Source organism: Saccharospirillum sp. HFRX-2 (assembly GCF_043196805.1).
GTDB lineage: Bacteria > Pseudomonadota > Gammaproteobacteria > Pseudomonadales > Natronospirillaceae > Saccharospirillum.
This window is the reverse complement of sequence record NZ_JBEBMU010000001.1, coordinates 1,078,002-1,103,376: the sequence shown is the minus strand read 5'-3', so window position 1 is coordinate 1,103,376 and position 25,375 is coordinate 1,078,002. Positions and strand designations below refer to the sequence as shown.

21 protein-coding genes are annotated in these 25,375 nt (G+C 57.7%); 3 read left to right on the top strand and 18 right to left on the bottom strand.

Annotated elements, in window-relative coordinates:
• The first annotated feature begins 150 nt into the window (after window positions 1-150).
• The gene (gene ptsP / locus ABMA60_RS05170; RefSeq protein WP_392799694.1) at window positions 151-2,415 is read left to right on the top strand and encodes a phosphoenolpyruvate--protein phosphotransferase; all 2,265 of its coding nucleotides are present in this window, start codon (window positions 151-153) and stop codon (window positions 2,413-2,415) included.
• A 6-nt stretch (window positions 2,416-2,421) separates the two neighbouring features.
• On the opposite strand, the gene ABMA60_RS05165 is transcribed toward ptsP, so the two are convergent.
• From ABMA60_RS05165 to ABMA60_RS05145, 5 genes are all read right to left on the bottom strand, one after another.
• On the bottom strand, window positions 2,422-3,162 hold the full coding sequence (locus ABMA60_RS05165) for a substrate-binding periplasmic protein (protein WP_392799692.1): 741 nt from the start codon (window positions 3,160-3,162) through the stop codon (window positions 2,422-2,424).
• Window positions 3,163-3,195: 33 nt separating this feature from the next.
• On the bottom strand, window positions 3,196-3,672 hold the full coding sequence (locus tag ABMA60_RS05160; protein WP_392799689.1) for a phosphatidylglycerophosphatase A: 477 nt from the start codon (window positions 3,670-3,672) through the stop codon (window positions 3,196-3,198).
• A 13-nt stretch (window positions 3,673-3,685) separates the two neighbouring features.
• Window positions 3,686-4,633, bottom strand: coding sequence for a thiamine-phosphate kinase (thiL, locus tag ABMA60_RS05155; RefSeq protein ID WP_392799686.1), 948 nt, complete (start codon window positions 4,631-4,633; stop codon window positions 3,686-3,688).
• 70 nt (window positions 4,634-4,703) lie between these two features.
• Window positions 4,704-6,245 (bottom strand): phosphoenolpyruvate carboxykinase, encoded by a 1,542-nt coding sequence (locus tag ABMA60_RS05150; RefSeq protein ID WP_392799685.1) that lies wholly within the window; start codon window positions 6,243-6,245, stop codon window positions 4,704-4,706.
• A 423-nt stretch (window positions 6,246-6,668) separates the two neighbouring features.
• Window positions 6,669-6,872 (bottom strand): hypothetical protein, encoded by a 204-nt coding sequence (locus tag ABMA60_RS05145; RefSeq protein WP_392799683.1) that lies wholly within the window; start codon window positions 6,870-6,872, stop codon window positions 6,669-6,671.
• A 227-nt stretch (window positions 6,873-7,099) separates the two neighbouring features.
• Between ABMA60_RS05145 and argH the strand changes: the two genes are divergently transcribed.
• Window positions 7,100-8,500: an argininosuccinate lyase gene (argH, locus tag ABMA60_RS05140; protein WP_392799681.1), complete on the top strand. Its 1,401-nt coding sequence runs from the start codon at window positions 7,100-7,102 to the stop codon at window positions 8,498-8,500.
• Window positions 8,501-8,569: 69 nt separating this feature from the next.
• Here the strand turns inward: argH and ABMA60_RS05135 are convergent, their stop codons facing one another.
• The 11 genes from ABMA60_RS05135 to ABMA60_RS05085 all read right to left on the bottom strand — a co-directional run bounded on the left by ABMA60_RS05135 (window position 8,570) and on the right by ABMA60_RS05085 (window position 21,653).
• Window positions 8,570-11,605: an EAL domain-containing protein gene (locus tag ABMA60_RS05135; protein WP_392799679.1), complete on the bottom strand. Its 3,036-nt coding sequence runs from the start codon at window positions 11,603-11,605 to the stop codon at window positions 8,570-8,572.
• 168 nt (window positions 11,606-11,773) lie between these two features.
• Window positions 11,774-12,883: an ABC transporter ATP-binding protein gene (locus ABMA60_RS05130; RefSeq protein ID WP_392799677.1), complete on the bottom strand. Its 1,110-nt coding sequence runs from the start codon at window positions 12,881-12,883 to the stop codon at window positions 11,774-11,776.
• Window positions 12,884-12,895: 12 nt separating this feature from the next.
• On the bottom strand, window positions 12,896-13,771 hold the full coding sequence (locus tag ABMA60_RS05125; protein WP_392799674.1) for a carbohydrate ABC transporter permease: 876 nt from the start codon (window positions 13,769-13,771) through the stop codon (window positions 12,896-12,898).
• Window positions 13,764-14,651, bottom strand: coding sequence for a carbohydrate ABC transporter permease (locus tag ABMA60_RS05120; protein WP_392799671.1), 888 nt, complete (start codon window positions 14,649-14,651; stop codon window positions 13,764-13,766). The genes ABMA60_RS05125 and ABMA60_RS05120 overlap by 8 nt, the downstream gene beginning before the upstream one ends.
• A gap of 156 nt (window positions 14,652-14,807) precedes the next feature.
• Window positions 14,808-16,055 carry an ABC transporter substrate-binding protein gene (locus tag ABMA60_RS05115; protein WP_392799667.1) on the bottom strand — a complete coding sequence of 416 codons (1,248 nt, stop codon included), beginning with the start codon at window positions 16,053-16,055 and terminating at the stop codon, window positions 14,808-14,810.
• 356 nt (window positions 16,056-16,411) lie between these two features.
• Complete coding sequence (locus ABMA60_RS05110; RefSeq protein WP_392799665.1) at window positions 16,412-16,909, bottom strand: GAF domain-containing protein; 498 nt, start codon at window positions 16,907-16,909, stop codon at window positions 16,412-16,414.
• Window positions 16,902-18,089, bottom strand: a complete 1,188-nt coding sequence (locus ABMA60_RS05105; protein ID WP_392799662.1) for a heme biosynthesis protein HemY — start codon at window positions 18,087-18,089, stop codon at window positions 16,902-16,904. Before ABMA60_RS05105 ends, ABMA60_RS05110 begins: the two co-directional genes overlap by 8 nt.
• Window positions 18,086-19,207, bottom strand: a complete 1,122-nt coding sequence (locus tag ABMA60_RS05100; RefSeq protein ID WP_392799659.1) for a uroporphyrinogen-III C-methyltransferase — start codon at window positions 19,205-19,207, stop codon at window positions 18,086-18,088. The genes ABMA60_RS05105 and ABMA60_RS05100 overlap by 4 nt, the downstream gene beginning before the upstream one ends.
• 69 nt (window positions 19,208-19,276) lie before the next feature.
• Complete coding sequence (locus ABMA60_RS05095) at window positions 19,277-19,999, bottom strand: uroporphyrinogen-III synthase (RefSeq protein ID WP_392799656.1); 723 nt, start codon at window positions 19,997-19,999, stop codon at window positions 19,277-19,279.
• Window positions 19,999-20,946 (bottom strand): hydroxymethylbilane synthase, encoded by a 948-nt coding sequence (gene hemC / locus ABMA60_RS05090; protein ID WP_392799653.1) that lies wholly within the window; start codon window positions 20,944-20,946, stop codon window positions 19,999-20,001. The genes ABMA60_RS05095 and hemC overlap by 1 nt, the downstream gene beginning before the upstream one ends.
• A gap of 149 nt (window positions 20,947-21,095) precedes the next feature.
• Window positions 21,096-21,653, bottom strand: coding sequence for an NADPH-dependent FMN reductase (locus ABMA60_RS05085; RefSeq protein WP_392799650.1), 558 nt, complete (start codon window positions 21,651-21,653; stop codon window positions 21,096-21,098).
• Between the two features lie 130 nt (window positions 21,654-21,783).
• On the opposite strand from ABMA60_RS05085, the gene ABMA60_RS05080 reads away from it, so the two are divergent.
• Window positions 21,784-22,689 carry a LysR family transcriptional regulator gene (locus ABMA60_RS05080; RefSeq protein ID WP_392799647.1) on the top strand — a complete coding sequence of 302 codons (906 nt, stop codon included), beginning with the start codon at window positions 21,784-21,786 and terminating at the stop codon, window positions 22,687-22,689.
• On the opposite strand, the gene ABMA60_RS05075 is transcribed toward ABMA60_RS05080, so the two are convergent.
• On the bottom strand, window positions 22,686-22,958 hold the full coding sequence (locus ABMA60_RS05075) for a late competence development ComFB family protein (protein WP_392799644.1): 273 nt from the start codon (window positions 22,956-22,958) through the stop codon (window positions 22,686-22,688). The two genes, ABMA60_RS05080 and ABMA60_RS05075, sit on opposite strands and share 4 nt — an antisense overlap.
• Window positions 22,959-23,022: 64 nt before the next feature.
• The gene (parC, locus tag ABMA60_RS05070) at window positions 23,023-25,266 is read right to left on the bottom strand and encodes a DNA topoisomerase IV subunit A (RefSeq protein WP_392799640.1); all 2,244 of its coding nucleotides are present in this window, start codon (window positions 25,264-25,266) and stop codon (window positions 23,023-23,025) included.
• Window positions 25,267-25,375 lie beyond the last annotated feature (109 nt).

Sequence of the window (25,375 nt, the reverse complement as noted above, 5' to 3'; positions counted from 1 at the left end):
TCGGTTGATTAACGCGACTTTAGTCAGTCCCTCGGACCTCAGCCAGCACTGTCGTTCATCAAATCTCACGCAATGATCAACACCATTGGCAGTGGTGCTGTCCGGCTAAAGCATGGACAATGAAGCGATAACCACAGGACGGATTTTCGAATGCTCAACCCCTTGATCACGGCCAAGCGAATCTTGCAGGCGGCCGCACAAGCGACCGACAGCAGCGCGCTGGTGCGGCTGATCGTGGAGCGCATCCGCACCACTTTGGCTGTCGATGTATGCAGTCTTTATGTGATGAACGAAGACGGCGAACTGGTGTTAACTGCCACCCAGGGTTTGGCACCCGAAGCCATTGGCCAGATTCGGATGATGCCCGGCCAGGGTCTGGTGGGTACCATTGCCAAACGCCAGCACCCGCTGAACCTGGACCACGCTGATAAACACCCGGCGTTCCGCTATTTCAAAGAAACCGGCGAAGAGCACTATCAGGGTTTCCTGGGTGTGCCGATGATCCATCTGGGCCGGACACTGGGCGTGCTGGTGGTGCAGGTGCGCGAAACCCGCCGCTTCACCGAGGAAGAAGAAGCCTTTTTGATCACCATGGCCGCGCATCTGGCGGGCAGTCTGGGTGGCAATATCAAAAAGTCGGTGCGGCCGGTAGACCCGAACCCGACGCAACAATTGCCGGTCACCCGTTATCAGGGCATTAAGGGCGCGCCGGGCATTGAAATCGCCCCGGCCTGGGTGGTGAAAGACGACATTCGACTGGACGACATCGCCGAACGCAGCGGCAGTGGTGAGGCCGTCGAGCGGCGGCGCATCCGCGACGCCATCGACGAGACCCGCGAAGAGCTGGATTCCGGTCTCGACCAGTTGGGCAACAGCGGCGATGACACCCTCAATTCACTGCTTGATGTCTACAAACTGCTGCTCGACAGCCCCGAACTGAGCACTGCGATTGAAGCCGAAATCGCCACCGGCGTCAGTGCCAGTACCGCGCTCAAACACGCCATTCAACAGCAGGTTGATGTGTTCGAGGCGATGGCCGATCCCTATCTGAAAGCGCGCGCTGAGGATTTGCGCGTGTTGGCAATTCGCATCTATCGGCGTCTGCAGGACGATCTGAACGAACGCATTGACCCCGAGCAACCGGTCATTCTGGTCGGTCGTGAAATCAATATCTCGCACTTCACCCGCATCGACCGCAGCAAGCTCGCTGGCATCGTCAGCCTGGAAGGCTCGGCCTTGTCGCACACGGCGGTGCTGGCGAATGCTTTGGGTATTCCCGCGGTGGTCGGTATTGGCGATGAAGACCTGACCAGTGTGAACGGCTCGGAAATCATTCTCGACGGCTATCGCGGCCAGGTCATCGCCCACGCACCGGCCAGTCTGGTGGCGGAATTCGAGCGCATGAAGCGCCAGCAAAAAGCGCTGCAGGCGGACCTGTCGCATCTGAAAAAACTGCCGGCGGAAAGCAAAGACGGCACCACGGTGCAATTGCACACCAACACCGGTCTGCTCGCCGACATCACTCCGGGCCTGGAACGCGGCGCCGAAGGCATCGGCCTGTACCGCTCGGAAATTCCCTTTATGGTGCACAACAACTTCCCGACTGAGGAAGAACAGTTGCGCATCTATCAGGGTGTGCTCGAAGCCTATGCGCCCAAACCGGTGACCATGCGTACGCTGGACATCGGTGGCGATAAAGCCCTGCCCTACTTTCCGATCCAGGAACAGAACCCGTTTCTGGGCTGGCGCGGCATTCGTTTCACGCTCGATTACCGCAATATTCTGCTCGACCAAATTCGCGCCATGTTGCTGGCCAACCTGAATACTCAGAATCTGAAATTGATGATTCCAATGCTCAGCCGCGAAGATGAGCTGCTGAAATTCCACACCATTGTTGATGAAGCCGTTGCCCAGTTGAATGAAGAAGGGCACGCCGTCAGCAAACCGCCGGTGGGCATTATGGTGGAAGTGCCGGCGGTGTTGTGGCTGCTGCCCAGGCTGCGCGACAACATCGATTTTGTCTCCATCGGCTCTAACGATTTAACCCAGTATTTGCTCGCGGTCGATCGCAATAATCCGCGCGTGGCGTCGTTGTACAGCCATCTGCATCCGGCGGTTCTGGATGCCTTGCAAGGCCTGGTTCGCGAGTGCCGGCGGCTGAATTTGCCAGTGAGTATTTGCGGCGAAATGGCGTCCGATCCGGCTGCGGTGATGCTGTTATTGGGGATGGGGATTCGTACTCTGAGTCTGTCGGCGTTTCACCTGCCGCGCATCAAATGGCTGATTCGCCATCTGCATCTGGACGACTGCGTCGCCCTGCTCGATAAGTCACGCGATTGCAGCACCGAAACCGAGTGCCGCGAAATGTTGAACGCCCATATTCGCAGCCTGGGTCTGGGCGCGCTGGTTCAATAACGGCTTTCAGTCAGCGCTGGCGTAACGCTCGATCAGTTTATCCAGCGGTGCAACGCCGCTGTCGTCGGCTTGTTTGAGCGCCTGCAAAGCGCTCTGGAAACGTTCCACCAATTGCGGATCCACCGCCGGATGAAAGCCGAAATAAGCTTCAGTGGACGACAGCACTTCCAGCACCTGCCAGTCTTCATGGCCGGGCAAGGCATCGAGCCGGCGTTGCGCCGGCAACTCTCCATAAGCCCAGACGTCGATGCGTTGGGCTTGCAACATGCGCGCAATCGACGCCGGGTACTGGCTGTACATCAGCTGATCGTGGCGGTGACCGGCGGCAGTCACCAGACGCACGGCAACATCATCACGCACCACACCAATGCGCCATTGTTCTGCGGGAATCTCAGCGGCGGCAGGCAAACCGATCATGACAATACGAATCGGCACCACCGGCCCGGCCCACTGATACTGCGCTTCACGCTGCTCAGTTCGTGCCAGGCTGAACAAGACGGATTGATCGATGCTGCCAGCGGTATGCACGGCGCGTGACCAGGGATAGACCTCAATGGTGTTTGGGTCGACCGGCTCTTCCAACGCTGCGCTGACCGCTTGCAAAACATCGACCATCAGGCCGCCTTTGCCTTGAGCGTAGTTATAGGGCGGAAAATCTTCGGTGAACCAGCGCAGCTGGTTAAGGGTTTGCGCCGATGACAAGCCGACGAAAAAGGCGGTCAGAGAGAACAGCCAGGCTTGTTTCATCGAACCGCGACTCCTTCGGTCAGGGTGACATGGTTACAGCAACAAGATCAGACCTTGCAGTACTACCCAGGCAAAAACGCCGGCGATAACGTCATCAATCATGATGCCAAACCCACCGGCGACACGTTTATCGACCCAGCCAATGGGCCAGGGTTTGATGACATCGAAAAAGCGGAACAGCACAAAGCCGCCAACCAACGTCCAGGCGTTTAATGGCACGGCGATAAAGGTGATCCACAGGCCGACAAATTCATCCCAGACGATACCGCCGTGGTCGTGCACGCCCATGTCCTGCGACACCCGCTCACATAAATAACAGCCGAAACCGAACGCCAGAATGACAATCAGCACATAAAGCCACAGCGGTAATGGCGCCAGCAGTAATAAGAACGGCATCGACGCCAGAGTGCCAAAGGTGCCCGGCGCTTTGGGGAAACCACCACTGCCCAGCCCAAACGCCAGGAAGTGAGCCCAGTGGTTGTACCAACGACGTTGACCGGGTTCGATCATGGTCTTCCTCAAATTAAAAATGGCTGAAGCCCGGCCAGGACGACCGATAGTGTTCGCCATTATGCCGAATCGAGACCGTCGCGTCGCCTGCCTGAGCGCGACCGATGCAAGTCAGCGGCAACGCCAGCTCACGGCTGAGTTCGAGCAGTTCGTTATGACGCTCAGCCGGGGCAGTAAAGGCCAGCTCGTAATCGTCGCCCCCGGCGAGTACCTTGCCGACCCCGGCGTCAAAACCGAGCCGTTCCGTCAGGCTTGACGCTACCGGCAATTGCTCTACCGCCAATTCGATATGCAATTCACTGGCGCGCGCCAAATGAGTGAGATCGGCGACCAGACCATCGGACACATCGATGGCGGCATTGGCCAGACCGACTAAACACTGCCCCAGCAACAAGCGCGGTTCCGGTTGCCAATAAGCATCGAGCCAATCGCCCGGCACATCGCTTTCACGCCCGGCCAGAACCGCTGGCAAGGCGGCCGCGGCGCGCCCGGGTTGGCCTGAAACCCAGACCTCGTCGCCCGGCACAACACCGCTGCGCTTTAACGGCTGCGAAACGCGGCCATGCATTTGCAGACTGATCACCCGCGCCGGTCCCGCCGTGGTGTCGCCACCGGCTAAAACCAGACCGTATTGATCGGCCAGTTGCACCAGGCGCTGGGCAAAACGACGTGTCCAGTGTTCATCCATCGGAGTGGGCAGTGTTAGTGCCAGAGTAAAAAATGCCGGAGTGGCGCCCATGGCAGCCAGATCGCTCAACGCCGGTAAAAAAGCGCGTTGGGCAACGCGTTCGGGAGCGGCGTCTTCGGGGAAGTGGCGGCCAGCAACGGCGGTGTCGATCGACATGGCCAGCGGCGCGGCATCCTGCCAGACCAGGCAGTCATCACCATTAGCGACGATCAGGCTGGCGTCCTTAACCACGCCGCTGCGGAAGCAGGCTTCGATCAGTTCAAATTCAGTCATGATCGAAGTTTGACGAGCCGCCTGTGCGAAGGCAAGGCTCGTCGGTTTTATCGCTCGGGTCTGTCAGCAATCAGCCTTGTGGACCAGCGGCGACGATGGCATCGGCGACGTCGTACTTGGCAAAGTTCGCTTTGAACTCGGCCACCAGCGCCGCAGCCCGCGCATCGTAAGCGGCGCCGTCGTCCCAGGTCTGACGTGGGTCGAGCAACTGGCTGTCAACGCCTGGTACGGCCACCGGCACATCCAGGTTCAGGGCATCCAGGTGACGGGTTTCAACGCCGGACAAAGCGCCACTGGTGATGGCGCTGATCACCGCCCGCGTCACCGGAATGCTGAAGCGTTTGCCTTGTCCGTAGGCGCCGCCGGTCCAGCCGGTATTGACCAGGTAGACATCGGTGCCGGCCGCTTCGATGCGCTTCATCAACAAGTCAGCATAAACACCGGCCGGGCGCGGGAAGAAGGGCGCGCCGAAGCAGGTGGAAAAAGTCGTCTTGATGCCAGAACCCGCGCCCATTTCAGTAGAACCCACCAAGGCGGTGTAACCACTCAAGAAGTGATAGGCCGCCGCTTCCTTGGTCAGTTTCGATACCGGCGGCAGCACGCCGTTCAGGTCGCAGGTCAGGAACACAACGGCGCTGGGTTCTTCCCCCTGATTGGTCGGCTGGCGCTTATCGATATGTTCCAGCGGGTAAGCCGCGCGGGAATTCTGCGTCAGGCTGTCGTCGCGGTAATCCGGGTCGCGGTCGGCATCGAGCACAACGTTTTCCAGAATGGTGCCAAAGCGAATGGCATTCCAGATCACCGGCTCGTTTTCGGCCGACAGATCGATGCACTTGGCGTAGCAACCGCCTTCAATATTGAACACCACGCCCGGACCCCAGCCGTGTTCGTCATCGCCGATCAAGAAGCGATCCGGGTCGGCGCTAAGGGTGGTTTTACCGGTGCCGGACAAGCCGAAGAACAGCGTGGTTTTACCATCGTCACCGACATTGGCCGAGCAATGCATGGGCAGCGTTTCGCTCGCCGGCAGCAAGAAATTCTGCACCGAGAACAGCGCCTTTTTCATTTCACCGGCGTAGTACATACCGGCGATCAATACGCGGCGTTCTTCGAAATTGATAATTACCGCCGCATCGCTGTTGGTACCGTCACGGTCCGGATCGCACACAAAGGACGGGACATTCAGCACCTGCCAGACGTTCTTGCCGCGCTCATTCCAGTGCTCGGGCACGATAAACAGATTGCGGGCAAACACCTGATGCCAGGCCAACTCGGTGGTGACAGTAATCGGCAGCGCATGCTCGGCGGCTGAACCGACTTCCAGATGGCTGACAAAATGTTCGCGGCTTTGCAGATAGTCACTGACGCGGCGCCATAATGCATCGAACCGATCCGCCGGATAAGGCTGGTTGACTGTGCCCCAATCGATTTCATCGCGACTGCCGGGGACGTCGACAATAAAGCGGTCCTTGGGTGAGCGCCCGGTGCGCTCGCCGGTCCGGGCAACGAAGGCACCGTTACGGGCGAACTCGCCTTCTTCACGGCGAACGGCAAATTCGAGCAACAGGGGTGTGCCCAGATCGAGATGAGCATTGGGGGAAAAAGCGGCCATGACGGTTTCGACTCCAGCGGTTGGTCCAGCGTGTTAGGCCCAACCAGTCTAAGCCGCAACGGCGTGCGTCTTGAAACGACAAAACGTCAATATATTTTTGACAAAGCCATAAAGCGGAAACCGAGCTGAAAGAAAACCACATTGACGCCGCCCGGGGGAAAGACTGGACAGCACCATCATTCGGCGAAAAAGCCCGCAACAAAAGCACTGACAGTAAATGACCTAGCCAACAACCGGCCGTCCGCCTGTTACCGACACAGTCTATCCGCGCAATAGGCAGACAAAAAATGTCAGTGGCAAACGGCCATTTGTTGTTATGTTACAAGATTATGCGATTGCAGCGTCGATTTTGGTAAGGGAATTTCAATGATGCAAATTTTGAAACACAGCCTTTAAACCGACACCTGAGGCTGACAACGGCCGTTAAATCGGCCGGCTGCCGTATTGGTTGGAGGGCGCCTTGGGTGGGTCGGCACGTTTGCCGCGCTCGACTTCTTTCACTTCACCGCCGGCCGCCAAAAACGCTTCGACATCGCTGGCGACCTTGGCACGCAATTCATCACGACTTTTCGGGGCTTGGCCGCTGTCCTTCTGGGCCTCGGTTTTCGACGTAGACTCGGTGCTCATCTTCACCTCTCCTGATCACACCCGTGGAAGATTCCCTCTTTATAGACCATCAGCGCCAGTTCGCCATCAAAAACACGACAAAATTTTACCCATTGTCACAGTAAAACCGACTGACTTTGCTAGTGCTGCTCTGCATAACCCGCAAGGCAGTTTTGCAGCGACCACCATAGCCAGCGACGGCAGCGGCTATATAATGCGCACTGAATCTTTGCCGGAATCTCTTTGTCATGTCTGACACCAACAATAAGGACACCAACGCTGCCTGGGGTGGACGCTTCAGCGAAGCAACCGATGCCTTCGTGGCCGAATTCACCGCCTCCATCGGTTTTGACCAGCGCCTTTACCGCCACGACATCGCCGGGTCCATCGCCCACGCCACCATGCTGACCGAAGTCGGCGTGCTGAGCGAGGACGAAGGCCGCACCATTGTCGACGGCTTGAAAGCGGTGGAAGCCGACATCGAAGCCGGCCGCCAGCAGTGGTCGGTGGCGTTGGAAGACGTGCATATGAATGTCGAAGCGGCGCTGACGGCCAAGATCGGTCCGGTCGGTAAAAAGCTGCACACCGGTCGTTCGCGCAACGACCAGATTGCCACCGACATCCGGCTCTATCTGCGCGCGGCCATCGACGGTTTGGTCGGCGAACTGAACCGGCTGCAGCGTGGCCTGATCACCCTCGCCGAACAACAGGCCGACACCATCATGCCCGGTTTCACCCATTTGCAGACGGCGCAGCCGGTCACTTTCGGTCATCACCTGCTGGCCTGGAACGAAATGCTGCAACGCGATGCCGAACGTTTTATCGATTGCCGTAAGCGAGTCAATGTTCTGCCGCTGGGCGCCGCCGCTTTGGCGGGCACCACCTACCCGATCAACAGAGCGCGCAGTGCCGAATTGCTCGGCTTCGACAAGCCCACCGAGAATTCCCTGGACTCGGTTTCCGATCGCGATTTCGCCATCGAATTCACCCACGCCGGTTCGCTGCTGATGATGCATCTGTCGCGCATGTCCGAAGAATTGGTGTTGTGGACCTCGGCGCAGTTCGACTTTATCAACCTGCCGGATCGCTTCTGCACCGGCTCGTCGATCATGCCGCAAAAGAAAAACCCGGACGTGCCAGAGCTGGTGCGCGGTAAAACCGGCCGCGTCTACGGCCATCTGATGAGTCTGCTGACGCTGATGAAAAGCCAGCCGCTGGCCTACAACAAAGACAATCAAGAAGACAAAGAACCGCTGTTCGACACCGTCGATACCCTCGCCGGTTGCCTGCGTGCGTTCGCCGATATGGTGCCGCACCTCGAACCGAAAAAAGACAGCATGCGCGCTGCCGCTTTGCGCGGTTACAGCACCGCCACTGACCTCGCCGACTACCTGGTGAAAAAAGGCATGGCGTTTCGCGATGCGCACGAAGTGGTCGGCAAAAGCGTCGCTTACGGTCTGCACAGCGGCAAGGACTTGAGCGAGATGTCGCTGCAAGAACTGCAGCAGTTCAGCGACACCATCAGCGACGATGTGTTTGAGGTGTTAACACTGGAAGGCTCGGTCGCGGCTCGCGATCACCTCGGCGGCACGGCACCGAATCAGGTGCGCGCCGCAGCGAAGCGCGCCTTGGCGCGGCTCGACGCGTAACGAGAGACGGGAGACGGGAGACGCAAAACAGCGTCTCCCGTCTCCCGTTCAGCATCTCCCGCCTAATCTTCACAGATTACGTTGCAACCACACCACCAAATCATCCGCCGCCAACGGCTTGGAAAAGTAGTAACCCTGAATCGCATCGCACTGCATTTTAACCAGCTCAACCAGGGTGGCTTCGTCTTCCACGCCTTCAGCGATAATTTCCAGACCCAGGTTGTGCGCCATCTTGATGGTCGATTCGACGATGATGCGATCCTGAGGGTCTTCCAACAGATCGGCGATAAAACTCTTGTCGATTTTCAGCGCATGGATGGGCAAGGATTTTAAATAAGCCAGGGATGAATAACCGGTACCAAAATCATCCACTTCCAGTTGCACGCCCAACTCCGCCAACTGCTCAATAATATCGACCGCGCGCAATGGATCGGACAGCAAGGTGCTTTCGGTTAATTCCAACACCAGGGCTGAACCGGGCAAATCAAAATCGTCCAGCAACGCCGCGACCTGTTGCGGCAACGCATGGTCGAGCAAAACGCGCGACGATAAATTCACCGCCATATAGAGATCCGGTTTTACCTGACGACGACACTGCGCCACCATGGCCAGACTGGTGCGCAACACAAAGTCGGTAATCTGCCGGATGCCCTGTCCCATTTCCGCGATGGGAATAAAGTCAGCCGGCGATAATTCACCCAGCTCCGGATGACGCCAGCGCACCAGCGCTTCCAAACCGGTAACCCGGCCATCGCTGGAACAAATAACCGGCTGATAAGCCACCCATAAATCGCCGGCCTGCAAGCCCTGATCGAGCTCAGACAGCACAGCAATACGTTGCGGTGTACTGGCATCGAGATCGGCATTAAACACCACCACCGCCTGACCTTTGCTTTTGGCGGCGTACATGGCAACGTCGGCGCAGCGCAGCAGTTCGTGACCGTCCTTACCCTGTAGCGGGTAATGCGACAGTCCAATGCTGGCCTCAACCTGCAACTTCATGGTGTCGATCAAATAGGCTTCGCGCAGCGCTTCACCAATTAATTCAGCCAGCGCCAAAGCCTGCGCCGGTGTTTGGTCGGGCAGAAAAACCGCAAACTCATCGCCACCGAGGCGAGCGATGCCCCAGGTGTCATCACGGTTCAATACCTCAACAATGCGCGGCCCAATTTCGCACAGCAGCCGATCGCCAAAGTGATGCCCGAGAGTGTCGTTGATTTCCTTGAAGCGGTTTAAATCGAACAACAATAAGGAGGCCGTCTGCTCCGGTTTCTGCTCCAGAGATTCCCGGATCCAGCGATGCAATTGCGCTCTATTCCCCAGGCTGGTCAGGCTGTCTTGCATCGCCTGTTGGTGCAACGTCAACCGCTGCATCAGATTGTCGAATGCCAAACCGATGGTCTGGTACAACAAATCCATAAACTCACGGTCACTAAAACCCGATTCGCGGCTGCCGATCACCAACACAGCCACCGCCGCACCGCTATCGAAAAGCGGCAAATAAACCCAGGGTTCCGGCCCTTGCTGCAACAGCAGTTCGCCGCTATCGATAACGCTCTGAATGGCTTGGGTGTGATACGCCAGGCTGTGACTGGGTTGTTGCGGATCGTTTAAATTGTGCCGCCACACCTCGCGCTCGACCCGGTAATATGCCACCTCACGACAGCCATCCTGACGCAGCAATTCCTGCAAGCAGGCGTGCAAGAAATCGTTCAAATCGCCCTGACGTTCGAGTTCGGTAGCCAGCCGCACCAAACCGCGCAAGCGACTTTGGCGTTCATTCATCAGGCGGTTTTGTTCCGCCAGCACCAGTTCGGCTTTGAGTCGGTCGGTGATGTCTTCGATGGTCAGCAGCGCGCGCTCGGTCTGATTCATCATGGTGGGTGAGATGTGCAGGGTCACCGTCAACTCACGCCCGCCCAGGGTATGCATCTGCCATTGACTGGGCACCGCGCCGCTGTGGCGAGCCTCACGGACCCGACGCAGTAATTGATAGAGCGAACCACGGCCATCGGGTTGATGACGCGGCAGCAAATCAGCCAGTTGCAGATCTTCTCCATCACCGACTTCAAACAGGCGTCGCGCCGCCTGATTGAAGTTGGTCACCCGGCCGTGCGGATCAATTACCAGCGCTGGCTGCACAGCGGTATCAAAAAAGGCGCGATAACGCGCATCGCTTTCCTGTAACTGACGCTCCAGGCCGAGCCGTTCAATCTCGGTAATGGCCCGGTCGGTATAAAGTTCCAGCACCCGATCGAGTGTCTGACTGGTGGTAAACGGCTGATCATGTAACAGCAGCAAGGCACCCAGCCACTGGCCCTGATGATTGTCGAGCCGGATAACGATGGTATGCGTCAGTTCATCGAGATTACTGAACCCCTTCAGCATAGAAGCGTCGAGTAAAAATTCAGCACGAGTCTGCTGCTGTATCACCGACAACTGGGAGGAGCTGGTCAAAACCGTATAGGGGGCAATCAATAATCCGTCGTGTACCCGCGCCAGAGTTTCCAGATTGTTGCCTTCAACCACGCGCATGATGGCAACCTGACGAATGCTCAACAAATAGGCCAGGCGCCGGCACAGGCTCTCCAAAAAAGCCTGACCGGTGGCAATAGCAACATCGGCATTGAGGTTTTCCAACCCCGCATCCAATTGGGCATGGCGTTTCGACTGGCGCTGCAACTGATCGGCATCGAGCAAAGCGCCATAAGCATGCAGTTGCCCCTTGGCGTCACGTTTGAACGACGAGCGCTCTTCGACGGCGCGATAGCCGTCATCACAGTGCTTGATCCGGTAACGCAGACTGATCGGGCTTTCGGTAATGCGGCTGCGATCATACTCAGCCCCCACCCGAACCCGATCGTCCGGATGAATCATTTCATAGAGGAAGCGAGTGGGATGGGCACCGATAAAGTCCGACGCCGGATAACCGGTCAGCTCTTCCACCGCCGGGCTGACACTCAACAGGCGCCATAAATCAGGATTGTGTTCAGAAACCACTGCATCGTAGAGCACCAGTGGCAAATGCGTTAACCAAACCGAAGCGTCTATTGTCCCCGTCTGATTGTCATCGCTGTCAGCAGACTGTTTTACCTTCTCCACCATGCTTATCCGTACTGTTTGGCTACATCCTGTTTCGGCCAGAGTCTAGCGAGTCATTAGCGGCTTTGCTGATTTTTTGTAATTGGCAGGCATAAAAAAAGCGTGGCCGGAAGCCACGCTAAGGGTTTGCCTATCATTCGGCACGAACACCTGAACGGCGTTCGTCAGTGTTTAGATACGGTTTTCAGTCTGAGCGTCGAAGAACACTGCCTTGCTCATATTGAACAGCAAGTCCATCTGTTCGCCCGGCTTGCCCGCTTCAGTCGGGTGTACCCGGCATTCGCATTCCTGACCGTTGATGTGCGTCAGCACCAGGGTGTCGGCGCCGGTCGGTTCGGTGACTTCGATCTTCACCGGCACACGGGTGACAAACGGCTGGGTTTCAACATGCGGCATCACGTGAGTGATTTGCTCCGGGCGAATGCCCAGCACGACGTTTTTGCCTTCGTGTGCAGACAGGTCGGCCTGACTCGGATCAACCGGCAGCTCGAAGTTTTTACCCTGAGATTCGATCTGTACCGCAAAGCCGTTCGCCGTTTTAATCACAGCGCATTCCAGGAAGTTCATCGACGGCGAACCCATAAAACCAGCGACAAAGATGTTGGCCGGATCGTCATAGACTTCCTGGGGCGTGCCGAACTGCTGGACGATGCCGTCTTTCATCACGGCGATGCGATCGGCCAGGGTCATGGCTTCGATCTGATCGTGCGTCACGTAAACGATGGTGGTGCCCAGACGCTGGTGCAGTTTCTTCATTTCGGTACGCATCTCGACACGCAGTTTGGCGTCGAGGTTCGACAGCGGCTCATCGAACAAATAAGTCTTGGGACGACGCGCCAAAGCACGACCCATGGCAACACGCTGACGCTGACCGCCAGACAGTTGCGATGGTTTGCGATCGAGCAGATTTTCAATCTGCAGCAGCTTGGCAACACGCTGCACTTCTGTGTTGATCTCTTCCTTCGGCATCTTGCGAATTTCCAAACCGAAGGCGATGTTCTTACGCACGTTCATGTTCGGATAGAGCGCGTAGCTCTGGAACACCATGGCGATGTCGCGATCTTTCGGCGCGGCATAGGTGACGTTGTCGTCACCGATCATGATGTCGCCAGAGGTAACATCTTCCAAACCGGCGATGCAGTTCAGCAGCGTCGATTTACCACAGCCGGACGGGCCGACCAGGATGATGAATTCACCGTCCTGGATATCCAGGTTGATGCCCTTGAGCACATCGGTGGTGCCAAAACTTTTATTGACGTTCTTGATGTTCAGTTCAGCCATGAGGGAACTCCATTAACCTTTAACAGACCCGGCCGTCAGGCCGCGTACGAAATACTTGCCGGCAACGACATAGACGATGATGGTAGGCAGCGCGGCGATGATGGCGCCGGCCATGTCCACGTTGTAACGCGTCTCACCGGTGGTGCTGTTGACCATATTGTTCAGACCGACGGTCACCGGCTGCGATGACGGATCGGAGAACACCACCCCAAACAGGAAGTCGTTCCAGATTTGGGTGAACTGCCAGATCACCGTGACCACCAGAATGGGGGTGGAGATCGGCAGAATGATGCGGAAGAAAATGGTCCAGAAACCGGCGCCGTCGAGCTTGGCGGCTTTGACCAGTTCGTGCGGCAAATTGACGTAGTAGTTGCGGAAGAACAGGGTGGTAAAACTCACCCCGTAAGCCACGTGCGTCAACACCAGACCGGGAATGGTACCGCCCAGATTCAACCAGCCGAGCAACTGAGATTGCGGCAACAGAATGGCCTGGAAAGGTACAAAGCAACCGAGCAACAACGCAGCAAAAAAGAAGTCACTGCCGCGGAATTTGAAGAAGCTCAGCACATAACCATTCAGTGCGCCCAGGATGGTGGAAATCGCCACCGCCGGAATCACAATCTTGATGGAGTTAAGGAAATAAGGTTTCAGACCGGTATCGCTGCGCGCACCGATCTGCACTTCACTCCAGGCCTGACGCCAGGCTTCCAAACTGAACGACTCCGGCCAGGCAATGAGCTGCCCCATGCGGATGTCTTCCATCGAACGCACCGATGTCAGGATCATCAGAATCAGCGGCAGCAGATAATAAGCGGCCACAATAATCAGGACACCGTAGAGGATGGCGCGCCCGGTAACAGGTTGGTAACGTTTGCTGGTATCACGCATCTTTTGGCTTCCTCAATTCGGAGTACAGATAAGGAATCAGAATCGCCAGGATGGTCATCAACATAATGACCGCCGACGCCGCGCCCACACCCAGACGTCCACGCTGGAAGGAGAACTGATACATAAAGATGGCCGGCACGTCGGTGGCATTACCCGGACCGCCGCCGGTCAAGGCAACGATCAAATCGAAGCTCTTGATCGCCAGGTGCGCCAGCATAATAAAGGCGGAGAAAAACACCGGTCGCATGGACGGAATAATGATGCGCGAGTACACCGAAAACAGGCTGGCACCATCGAGCTGAGCCGCTTTGATGATGGAGGTATCAATACCCCGCAGACCGGCCAGGAAGATCGCCATGACAAAACCACTCGATTGCCAGACCCCGGCGATCACCACCGTGTAGATGGCCATATCCGGGTTAACAATCCAGTCGAACTGGAAACTTTCCCAACCCAGGTTATGAACAAACCGCTCGATACCCACGGTCGGGTTCAGCAACCATTTCCACACCGTACCGGTGACGATGAAAGACAGCGCCATCGGATACAGATAAACGGTTCGCAAAGCACCCTCAGCACGGATCTGCTGATCCAGCAGGATGGCCAACACCAATCCCACCAACATACAGACACCGATAAACAGAGAACCAAATACCACCAGATTCCACAGCGAAGATAACCAGCGCGGGTTCTGGAACAGCTTGACGTACTGTTCAAAACCAACGAAGTCGTAACGCGGCAAAATGGTCGAATCGGTCAGCGAAATCACGCTGGTCCAGATAATAAAGCCGTAGATAAAAATGATGGCAATGGCCACCGTGGGCGACAACACCAGCTTGGGCAGCCAGTAGTCCAACCCCTTTTTGCTTGTTACCGACATAAGTCTTCCGTCCGTTCACACAAAGCAGATTCAAAAAGTAGTTCAGCGGCGCAAAGTCAGGTTGGCCGACTGAGCCCTTTTTGAAACAGTCTGGGTATAAAAAGGCGGCGCGGATGCGCCGCCTTTTAGCACTGCGTTAATGCAGTTTTATGTCACTTACTGAGCCGCACGGATAGCGCGAGCCATTTGAGTGGCAGCCTGTTCAGCAGTCATGCTGCGAGAGTTGAAGTACTCAGTCACAGTATCGAAGATTGCACCCTGAACACTGGAACTGGTAGACATGCCGTGTGCCATGGAAGGAACCAGACCACCGGTTTCAGCGGTTGATTTGAAAGCATCCATCGCTTGTACCGCACAGCTGTCAAAAGCGCTCATGTCCATATCGGTACGAACCGGGATAGAACCTTTGTTCAGGTTGAAGGTCTGCTGGAATTCATCGGACAGTACCAGAGCAGCCATCGCCATCTGAGCTTCGGTGCTGTCTGCATTCGGCTGTTTGAACATCGCCAGAGAGTCGATGTTGAAAGTGAACGCATCTTCAGTACCCGGGAACGGCGCACAGACGTAGTCGGTGCCTGGCTCCATGCCAGCGGCGGTGAATTCACCCTTGGCCCAGTCGCCCATGAACTGCATAGCGGCTTCGCCACGGATAACCATGCCAGTCGCTACGTTCCAGTCACGACCCGGAGCGCCCTGGTCGATGTAGTTGCTGACGCGCTTAAACTGTTCCAGCGCTTCGATCATGGTGTCGCTTTGCAGCGCGTCCTGATCGTGGTCAACAAAGACGTCTTCGAAGAAGTCCGCACCACCGACAGCCAATACAATGCTTTCGAAGGTAGTCGCGTCCTGCCAAGCCTGACCGCCGTGAGCGATCGGAGTAACACCGGCCGCTTTCAGCGCGTCGGCAGCGGCCCACAGTTCGTCCATAGTGGTCGGGATTTCAACACCAGCGCTTTCAAATACCGCCGGGTTAGCCCACATCCAGTTAACGCGGTGAACGTTGACCGGAGTGGCAACGTATTCGCCGTCGTGCTTCATGTAGTCAGCAACGATGGTCGGCAGTTGCTCGTCCCAGTTATTTTCTTCAGCCACGTCATCCAGGCTGGCCAGGAAGCCGAGGTCGCCCCATTCCTGAATTTCCAGACCTTTGATCTGGGCCGCTGCCGGCGGGTTGCCAGACACAGCGCGTGAACGCAGTACGGTGTAGGCGTTTTCACCGCCGCCACCAGCGACCGCGAAGTCGATCCAGGTATGGCCTTCGTCTTCGACCATTTCTTTCAATACGGAAATAGCGCGTGCTTCACCGCCGGAGGTCCACCAGTGCATCACTTCGATTTCACCAGCTTGAGCGCCAGCAGCCAGGGTGCCACCCAGTGCCATTGCCATCATTGTTTTCTTAAACATATCGCTCAGTCCTTCTGTTGTTGTTGTGACTAGCTGTTCTTACTAGTTTTCGAGGCAAACCGAACCGGAATTGCCGGTCCAGTATTTGGAAAGGGCATCGTTCGGACTCGGTACAACCGCCTTCCAACACCGGGACTCTAGTTGCAGCGAAGGTCAATGACACGTCTAAAAAGGCAACCGAGCGTAACAAAGGCTAACAGGGAGAGGGCAAAGCAAAGTGTTACCGGTGTTACTGTGAGTGACACAGTATTTAACCGTCGCCAACAAGCGCAGCACTGGGTGGTTCCTGGCGGAGAAAATCGGTGCGGAGGGTAACAGCCGGTAACGATGGTTACCGGCGGCATGTAACAAGATTGTTACACTTGTGAAGTTTGAAACAGTTCACTGCACAGGCTGGCGATGGCCTGTAAGCCTTCGACGTCGGCTTCGGTGAAGTCATCAAGCTGGTCGCTGTCGATGTCCAGCACGGCAACGACGTCGTCATCGACCAAAACCGGCACCACCACTTCCGAACGTGACTGGCTGCTGCAGGCAATATGACCCGGGAAGGCATCGACATCGGGCACCCACTGAGTGGTCGCTTCCTGCCAGGCCGCACCACACACGCCCTGGCCAAAACCAATGCGCGTACAGGCGATATCGCCCTGGAACGGGCCGAGTACCAGTTCATCGCCATCAACCAGATAAAAACCCACCCAGAAAAAGCCGAAGGTCTGACGGATGGCAGCGGCGAGATTGGCCAGGTTGGCGGTACGATTGGGCTCGCCACTGATCAGGCCCCGCAATTGCGGCAATAAGTCAGCGTACTGCTGCTGACGATCAGCGGCGCTGTTGATGTTGAGAGTCTCAGCCAAGGTTCGGCGCTCCAGGTGCAGCGGCCTGCTGGGCCGCCAGTTGTTTGTAGATAGTCAGGGCGCGGTCTTTGTCACCGCGACGCTCATACAGCGCCGCCAGTGCCTGGCCAGCCTGAACCGACGGTTGTTGTTGCCAGGCCGCCTGCAAATAGTTTTCCGCCTGCCCCCACAGCGCCTCGCGCTCACTGAGCAAACCCAGGACCGTCTGCGCCGCGGCTGACGGCTGGCGCGAGCGAGTCAGGATCGACTCACCCAGACGCAAGGCATCGCTGTTGTTAAAGGGCAGCTCAGCCAGTAACTGCCAAAGTTCGTCCGCAGGCGCGCGTTCCAGGGCTTTTTTCAGCCGATCGTAGGCTTCATTCAAGCGCTCATGCCGCGCCAGACAACGCACTTCGGTCGCGACCAGCCCAGGCTTTTGGCGCATGCCGCGAGGCAAGGCTTTCAACACCGAACTGTTCGGCGTGCCCAAGGCGTAGGCTTGTTCGACCAAAGCGCGGCCGGCCAGCCGTTGCCACTGTTCACGATCGTCCGGATTCAACGTCGGCGCCGCTTCGATACGACGCAGTGCTTTGTCGGCCTGGCCTTCATCAATCAGCGCGCGCCAATAAGGCGGCTGAATAAAACGCACCGCGGCCAGCTCCGGCTGACGTTCAACCAGATCGACCAGCGCCTGGCTGTTGCCGTGCTGAATCAGCTGATTAGCCTGCAGCGACCAGGCCGCCAGCGCCATGCCCGGATCGGCTTCAATAAAGTCGGCCAACCGTTCCGACCAACTGGGATGATTACGATCAGGCACCAACGTCATTAAGCGCGGCAGGCGCTCCGAACCGCCGGCTTTGACGACCTTGTTCAGCGCCGACAAAGCGGTGGCATCGTCGCCGGTCAGCCAGGCACGAACCGCGCGCTCGGTTTCCACCCGGGCGGCACGACGATCGCGATGGTCGCGATAACGCCGCACTAAGCGCACCGGATTCACACCGCGCCACAACCGCAGCACCAGCCACAGCGCCAACAGGCCAACGACCAACAGACCGAGCGCCGCCCAGAGGGTGATTTCGACCATCCACTGACCCCAGGCCAGCATGACGTAGCCCGGATGGCGCACCATAAAATGCGCCAGCACACCGGCGGCTAATAACAGCAGGAACCACAGGACGATTTTGACGACAAGACGGCTCATTGGTCAGCCTCCGTCGTGGCAGAACGGCTCAGATAATTCTCCAGTGCCTGGACGCTGGCGTTGATATCCGGCAAGTCCGGGTTCAATGCTGTGCCTTCCAATTCAGCCAATTGCTCGAGCAGCGGCTGCACATCCAGTTCCTGGCGCATCGGCGCCAATTGTTCACTGAGCTGACGTAAGGCGGCATCGAACAACGGCTGCTCGCGCGACAGCAAGGCCAGCTGCACTTCTTCGAGCAGCAGACGGCTGTGCTGACGCCAACGTTCGAAATCGTCGAGCAGCGGCGACGCCTGATGATCAGCTTCCAGACGGCTGATGGTCACCAGGCTGCCCAGGCTGTTGCGGAACGCCGCCCAGGGTGAAAGATCTGCTTCGGTATCTTCTTGCTGCTCCGGTGCCAGCCGTTGCGCGGGCGTCCATTGCAGGCCGGCCAGGCGTTCATCAATGGCATCGAGCCGGAAATAGAGGCCGTTAATATCCGGCGCCTCGATGGACTGCAACGCCAGACGATCCTGCGCAATCTGCCGACGCACCGGCAACACCGCAGCGGCGCTCAGATCGGCCAGCACCTGATCGGCGGCATCGAGCAGGTTTAACGCCACCTGCGCATTGCCATCCAGTTGCAGGCGACGCTCGGCCAGTCGCAGCAGCGCCAGCGCTTCTTCTAACGGCCATTGGTTGGCATCGAGGTCGTCGCGGCGTGACAGGCGCTGAGCGGTATCGACCACCAACTGCTCCATCTCGTCGCGAGCGTTATTGAGTTCGCTGCGCAGATCATCGCGCGCCTGCTCGGCCCGATTCAGTTCATCGTTCAGCCGCGACACTTCAGCAGCCAGACCGGCTTGCTGTTGTGGCAGGCTGGTCCAGGCGGACCACTGCACCATAAACTGCTGATAATAAGGACGACCCCAGTAGTATCCGGCGGCGGCTAACAGGCCAATCACAATCAACAGCACCAGCACAATACGCCAGCCGCGACCACCGCCTTTGCGGGCCTTGGTTTTACGGGGTTTGGCTTTTGCTTTGGGTGGCGCTGTGGCGGCATGAGCTTCCGCGGTTTTGGACGACGCCGGCTCTGGCGTATCAGTCGTCGTGGTCTGCTTATCTTGATCGGTCATGGGCTCGCTTCAATCTCCGCTGGGCCGGGCACCGGCACAGTGTACGAGGTTCGACAGCACGTCGTCACCTCAGCCTTGCTGCAAATAGTGCGCAACGATATCGAGCGCTGCACCACCGGTGTCTTCGCCATTGATGCCTTGTTCCTGCGCCCAATCGAGCAGGCGCGCCGAGCTGAACAACCAACGGCCGCGCCAATCACGCCAACCGGCATCCTGCGCCAGCAAGCCTTCAGCCAGGGTCAGGGAGGACACCAGCATAGCGTCTGCCTGCTCGCGCTGCGCGGACAACTCAATCAACGCCTCGGCTTTCAGCGCACGTCGATAGACGGTCATTTCAGTCACTTCTGCGCCACGACGCTGCAGGGTTTCGGCAAACACCGAGCGGCCGCCCTCGCCTTTGACCACCAACCATTTCTGGCCAGCGACCGCGCGCGTGGACGGCAGTGTTAAAACCGCTTCGGCGGTGTTGGCCGAGTCAGGAAATTGCGCCGCCAGATCGGCTTGCGCCAGCACCTCGGCCGTGGCCGGGCCGTTGCACAACCAATGCAGGCGCACCGGCGGCATTGGCCAGTAGCGATCCAACGCCTCGGTTAAGGCTTCGGCGGCGCGACGGCTGACGCAGATAACGCCGGCAAACTGATCCAGTTCCAGCCACAAACTGCGCTGAGCAGGCGTTTCTTCAAGCCGGGTCAGTCGCCATGGATCGACCAGCGTCAGCTCAATGTCCAAGGCCGCCAGACCGGCGCGCCAACGCGACCAGTCGGTTTCCGGCTTGGGCAATAACAGACGCATCAGTCGGCCAATTCCGCCAGAATGGCATCGGCGCCTTGTTGGATCAGCTCTTCGGCCAACGACAAACCGAGCTTTGACGCCTGATCCAGACGTTCGGCTTCGCTGGCCGCCAGAGCGACGTCGCCCTGAGCGCGCAGCAACGTCTTGCCATCGGGCCGACCAACGCGGCCTTCCATACTCAGACGACCATTACCCAGCACGGCAAAGCCGGCAATCGGCACCGAACAACTGCCTTCCAGACGGCGGTTCATGGCGCGCTCAGCGGTCACACGCAAACGAGTATCGGCGTGCATCAACGGCAGCAGGCGCTCACGCACGGCCTCATCGCCAGCACGAATTTCAATGCCGACAGCGCCCTGGCCGACGGCCGGTAGGCTGAGCTCGGTATCGATGGTGTGTCGAATGCGGTGTTCGAGTTCCAAGCGGCGCAAACCGGCCGAGGCCAGCACGATAGCGTCGTAATCGCCGTTATCGAGTTTGCCCAGGCGGGTGCCGACGTTGCCGCGCAAGAAGCGGATTTCCAGATCCGGCCGCGCCGCCAGCAATTGCGACTGACGCCGCAGCGAGGAGGTACCGACAATGGCACCCTGAGGCAAATCATTCAGATGCGCATAGTTGTTGGAAACAAAGGCATCGGTCGGGTCTTCGCGTTCGCAGATCACCGCCAGCTCAAAGCCTTCCGGCATCACCATGGGCACGTCTTTCATGGAGTGCACGGCAATATCAGCCTCGCCGTTTTCAATGGCGCGCTCCAGCTCTTTGATAAACAAGCCTTTACCGCCGACCTTAGCCAGCGGCTGATCGAGAATCTGGTCGCCGCGTGTGGTCAGCTTGACCAGTTCGATGGTCAGATCGCTGTGCAGTCGCTCCAAAGCCTGTTTGACGTATTCGGCCTGCCACAGAGCAAGCGGGCTTTCCCGGGTGGCGATGCGCAAGATATCGGACATGAAAACGGCTCCTTTCAACAAGGCGCGCAGTGTAACAAATTCACGCCCGGCGGGTGCGTTCACGCGCCATAAAAAAAGCCGGCATTTAGCCGGCTTGGCTGCTCAATGGCAGCGTCCCTCTGTCAGGCTCGGGCCTGATCAAATCAAATTCAGTCGCGCAGGGTTTTCATCGCCCCGGTCCAGGCAACCAGTTCGTTGAGCATGGCGGTCAGCGCATCCAACTGCATGGCTTGCGGTTTGAATTCGCTGAAGTTTTCGAAATCGGTGAACAGGCTCAATTGCACCTGATCACGCACATGCGCCATGCGCAGTTCAGAAGCGATCTGACGCAGATGCTCAACCGCACGCACACCACCAGCACTGCCGAACCCAACAAAGCCGGCGACTTTGTTATTCCATTCAGCGTTCAGGTAATCGAGGGCGTTTTTCAGCGCGCCCGGCACGGTATGGTTGTACTCGGGGGTGACAAAGACATAACCATCGTACTGGGCAATTTCCGCCGACCAGGCTTTGGTATGTTCTTTGGTGTACTGCTGCATCATTGCCGGTGCCGGCTCGTCCAGCAGCGGCAGATTAAAGTCGGCAATATCGACCAGTTTAAATTCAGCGTCGCTGCGCTTGCTGGCTTCGGCCAACACCCAATCTGCAACGGCTTTGGCATTACGACCCGGGCGAGTACTGCCCAGAATAACGGCGATCTTCAACATGGTTTGGCTCCTTTTGGCTGGCTGAGGTCAGCCTAGCGCTATTAATCAAAGCTGTGCCCGCAATATGACGGCTACCGAAAAGCAATCAATACTATTAAAATTCACGCAACATTTCCTGACAGGAAACCTTATGGATACCCTGACCAGCATGAAAGTCTTCGCCAATGTGGTGGAAGCCGGTACCTACGCCGCGGCAGCCCGGCAAATGGGACTGTCCAAAGCCATGGCCAGCAAGCACGTTATGCATCTGGAACAGCGACTGAATGCGCGCTTGCTGAACCGCAACAGTCGCCATCTGAGCCTGACCGAGTCGGGTCGGTTGTACTACGAACGCTGCCAGACGCTGCTGGAAGATCTCGATGAAATGGACGCCATCGTCAACCGCTCGGCAGTAACCCCAAGCGGCACCATCCGCCTGACCGCCCCGATCTGGCTGGCCAATACGCGCTTTACCAGCCTGCTGGCGGACTACCGGCGGCTGTACCCGGAAGTGACCTTCGATCTGGATATCAGCGGCCGTTTCAGCGACATCGTCGAAGAAGGTTTCGATCTGGCATTGCGCGCCAGTAATGACCTCAGCCCCAATCTCATAGCCCGACCGCTGACGGTGCTGGGATTTGCCCTGGTCGGCGCACCGGATTATCTCGACCGTCGCGGCCGCCCAACCGCCATCAGTCAACTCGAGGAGCACGATGCATTGACCTATTCGCTGGTCAAGCAGAGCGATCAATGGAGCCTGGAGGGACCAGAAGGCACAGTGCGAGCACCATTAAAACCGGTGCTGACCAGCAACAATGAAAACCTCTTACTGGCGGCGGCCCAGGCGGGCATGGGCCTGGCCTTATTGCCGCGGGAGATGGCGCGACGCGAATTGGAAAACGATCGGCTGGAGGAAGTGTTGCCGGCTTATTCACCCACACCGGGACAGCTGTATGCGGTCTACACCAGCCGGCGTTTGCTGTCGTCCAAGGTGCGCACCTTTATTGATTTTCTGGCCGAGCGCATGCCCGACCAGTGCGATGAGCAGTTGAGTTAATCGGCGTCCCGGCTGCCGCTGGTCACCCGATTGACGGCGTCGGTGACTGCCTCGCGGGTTTCGTCTTCCATCTTGGCCAAAGCGCTGACCGTCAGGAAAAACGCCATATCCACCGAATGGCGGTAATAACGCGCCGGCAGATTACTCAACGCCAGACAGGCAATATCGGCCAGCGTTTCTTCATCGAGCGTGCGCGCTTCCGGGCGCTTCAGCAGGTCTTCCACCACCAGTTTTTCATAGTAATTGGCAATCTGACTATCCAGGCTCATTGCGCCTTCTCCATACGATTAAGACGGCCTACGTAGCGGGCACCGCAGGCGATGCCCAATCAGCTTAGCGTTCGACATCCATACTCGCCACGCTTTGGAAACCGCGCGGCAATTTATTACCTCGGCGACCCCGCTCACCCAGATAGTGCTCCAGGTCAGCGCCTTTGAGTTTCAGTTTGCGTTTGCCCGAATGCACCACCAGGGTGTCATCCGCACCGAGCACCACAACAGCAACCATAAATTCTTCGTGCTCGGCCGCGCGCGACGCCGGCACGTTGATAATCTTGTTGCCCTTACCTTTGGCCAGCTCCGGCAAGTCGCGCACCGGGAACACCAGCAAACGGCCTTCGTTGGTCACCGCCGCCAGATAATCACTGGCCAATTGCGTGATGGGTGACGGCGGCAACACCTGAGCGTTGGTCGGCAAACTCAGCACCGCCTTGCCGGCTTTTTTATTACCGGTCAGATCGCTCAATTTGCCGACGAAACCGTAGCCGGCGTCCGAAGCCAGCAGATATTGCTTATCCGGTTCGCCGATCAACAGGCCTTTCATTTCTGCGCCCGGTGGCGGGTTAACCGTCTTGGAAATCGGCTCACCCTGCCCCCGCGCTGACGGCAGCGTATGGGTCGGCAAGGTGTAGGTGCGGCCGGTGGAATCGAGCAGCACCGTCGGCTGATTGCTCTTGCCGGGACCGGCAAAGGCGAAACCATCGCCGGCTTTATAGCTCAGACCATGCGGATCGATATCGTGGCCTTTGCCGGCACGAATCCAGCCTTTTTTCGACAGCACCACCGTGACCGGTTCGGACGGCAGAATCTGGTTTTCGTTAAAGGCCTGAGCCTCTTCGCGCACCACCAAACGGGTGCGGCGGTCGTCGCCAAACTGATCGGCATCGGCGAGGATTTCTTTCTTGATCAGGGTACGCAAACGCGCTTTTGAACCCAGCGTTTTTTCGATGCGATCGCGTTCGGCCGACAGCTCATCCTGCTCGCCGCGAATCTTGATCTCTTCCAGTTTCGCCAACTGACGCAAGCGGATTTCCAGAATGGCTTCGGCCTGAATTTCGCTCAGCCCGAAGCGCTTGATCATTTCCTGCTTGGGTTCGTCTTCGGTGCGGATGATGTGGATCACTTCATCGATGTTCAGATAAGCGATCAACAAACCATCGAGAATATGCAAGCGGGCAAGAATCTTATCGAGTCGGTGCTGCAGACGACGGGTCACCGTCGTAGTCCGGAATTCCAGCCACTCGCGCAGAATGTGGTCCAGCGATTTCACCTGCGGCCGGCCATCGATGCCGATCATATTCAGGTTGATGCGGATGGTTTTTTCCAGGTCAGTCGTGGCGAACAGATGGTTCATCAGGTCATCGACATCGATGCGATTCGAGCGCGGTTCGATCACCAAACGGGTCGGGTTTTCGTGGTCCGATTCGTCGCGCAGATCCGACACCATCGGCAGCTTTTTGTTCTGCATCTGCTGGGCGATCTGCTCGATCACCTTGGAGCCGGACACCTGATAGGGCAGCTCGTAAATCACGATATCGCCGTTTTCGACCTGATAGCGGGCACGCATCTTCACCGTGCCACGACCACCTTCGTAGATCTTGCGGATGTCTTCGCGCGGCGTAATCAATTCGCCGCCGGTGGGGAAATCCGGGCCTTTGATATGCAGCATCAAATCCGCCACCGAGGCATCGGGCGTATCCAGCAGATGCACGCAGGCCGCGGCGATTTCCCTGATGTTGTGCGGCGGAATGTCGGTAGCCATACCCACGGCAATACCGGTGGTGCCGTTCAACAGAATATGCGGCAGGCGTGCCGGCAGCACCGCCGGCTCTTCCATGGTGCCATCGAAGTTCGGCACCCAATCGACGGTGCCCTGGCCGAGCTCTTCGAGCAGCAGCGCCGCGTGGGCGTGCAACCGCGATTCGGTATAACGCATCGCCGCAAAGGATTTGGGATCGTCCGGCGAACCCCAGTTGCCCTGGCCGTCGACCAGCGGATACCGATAAGAGAACGACTGCGCCATCAATACCATGGCTTCGTAGCAGGCGCTGTCGCCGTGCGGATGGTACTTACCGAGCACATCACCGACGGTCCGCGCCGACTTTTTATACTTGGCCGAAGCGCGCAAGCCCAGCTCACTCATCGCATAGACAATGCGCCGCTGCACCGGCTTCAAGCCATCGCCAATGTTCGGCAAGGCCCGGTCCAGAATGACGTACATGGAATAGTCCAGATACGCCTTCTCGGTGAACTGGCTTAACGAGAGGGTTTCAGTGTATTCGGTGCTTTGATCGGTCATTCGCGCGCCTCAGAGGAAAACAGCTCGGGCGGCCAACAGAGCCCGCCCCGGCAATTCAGGCGGAAGTGTCGCAATTTCAGGGAGTTATGACAATCGGGAAGGGCGGTAA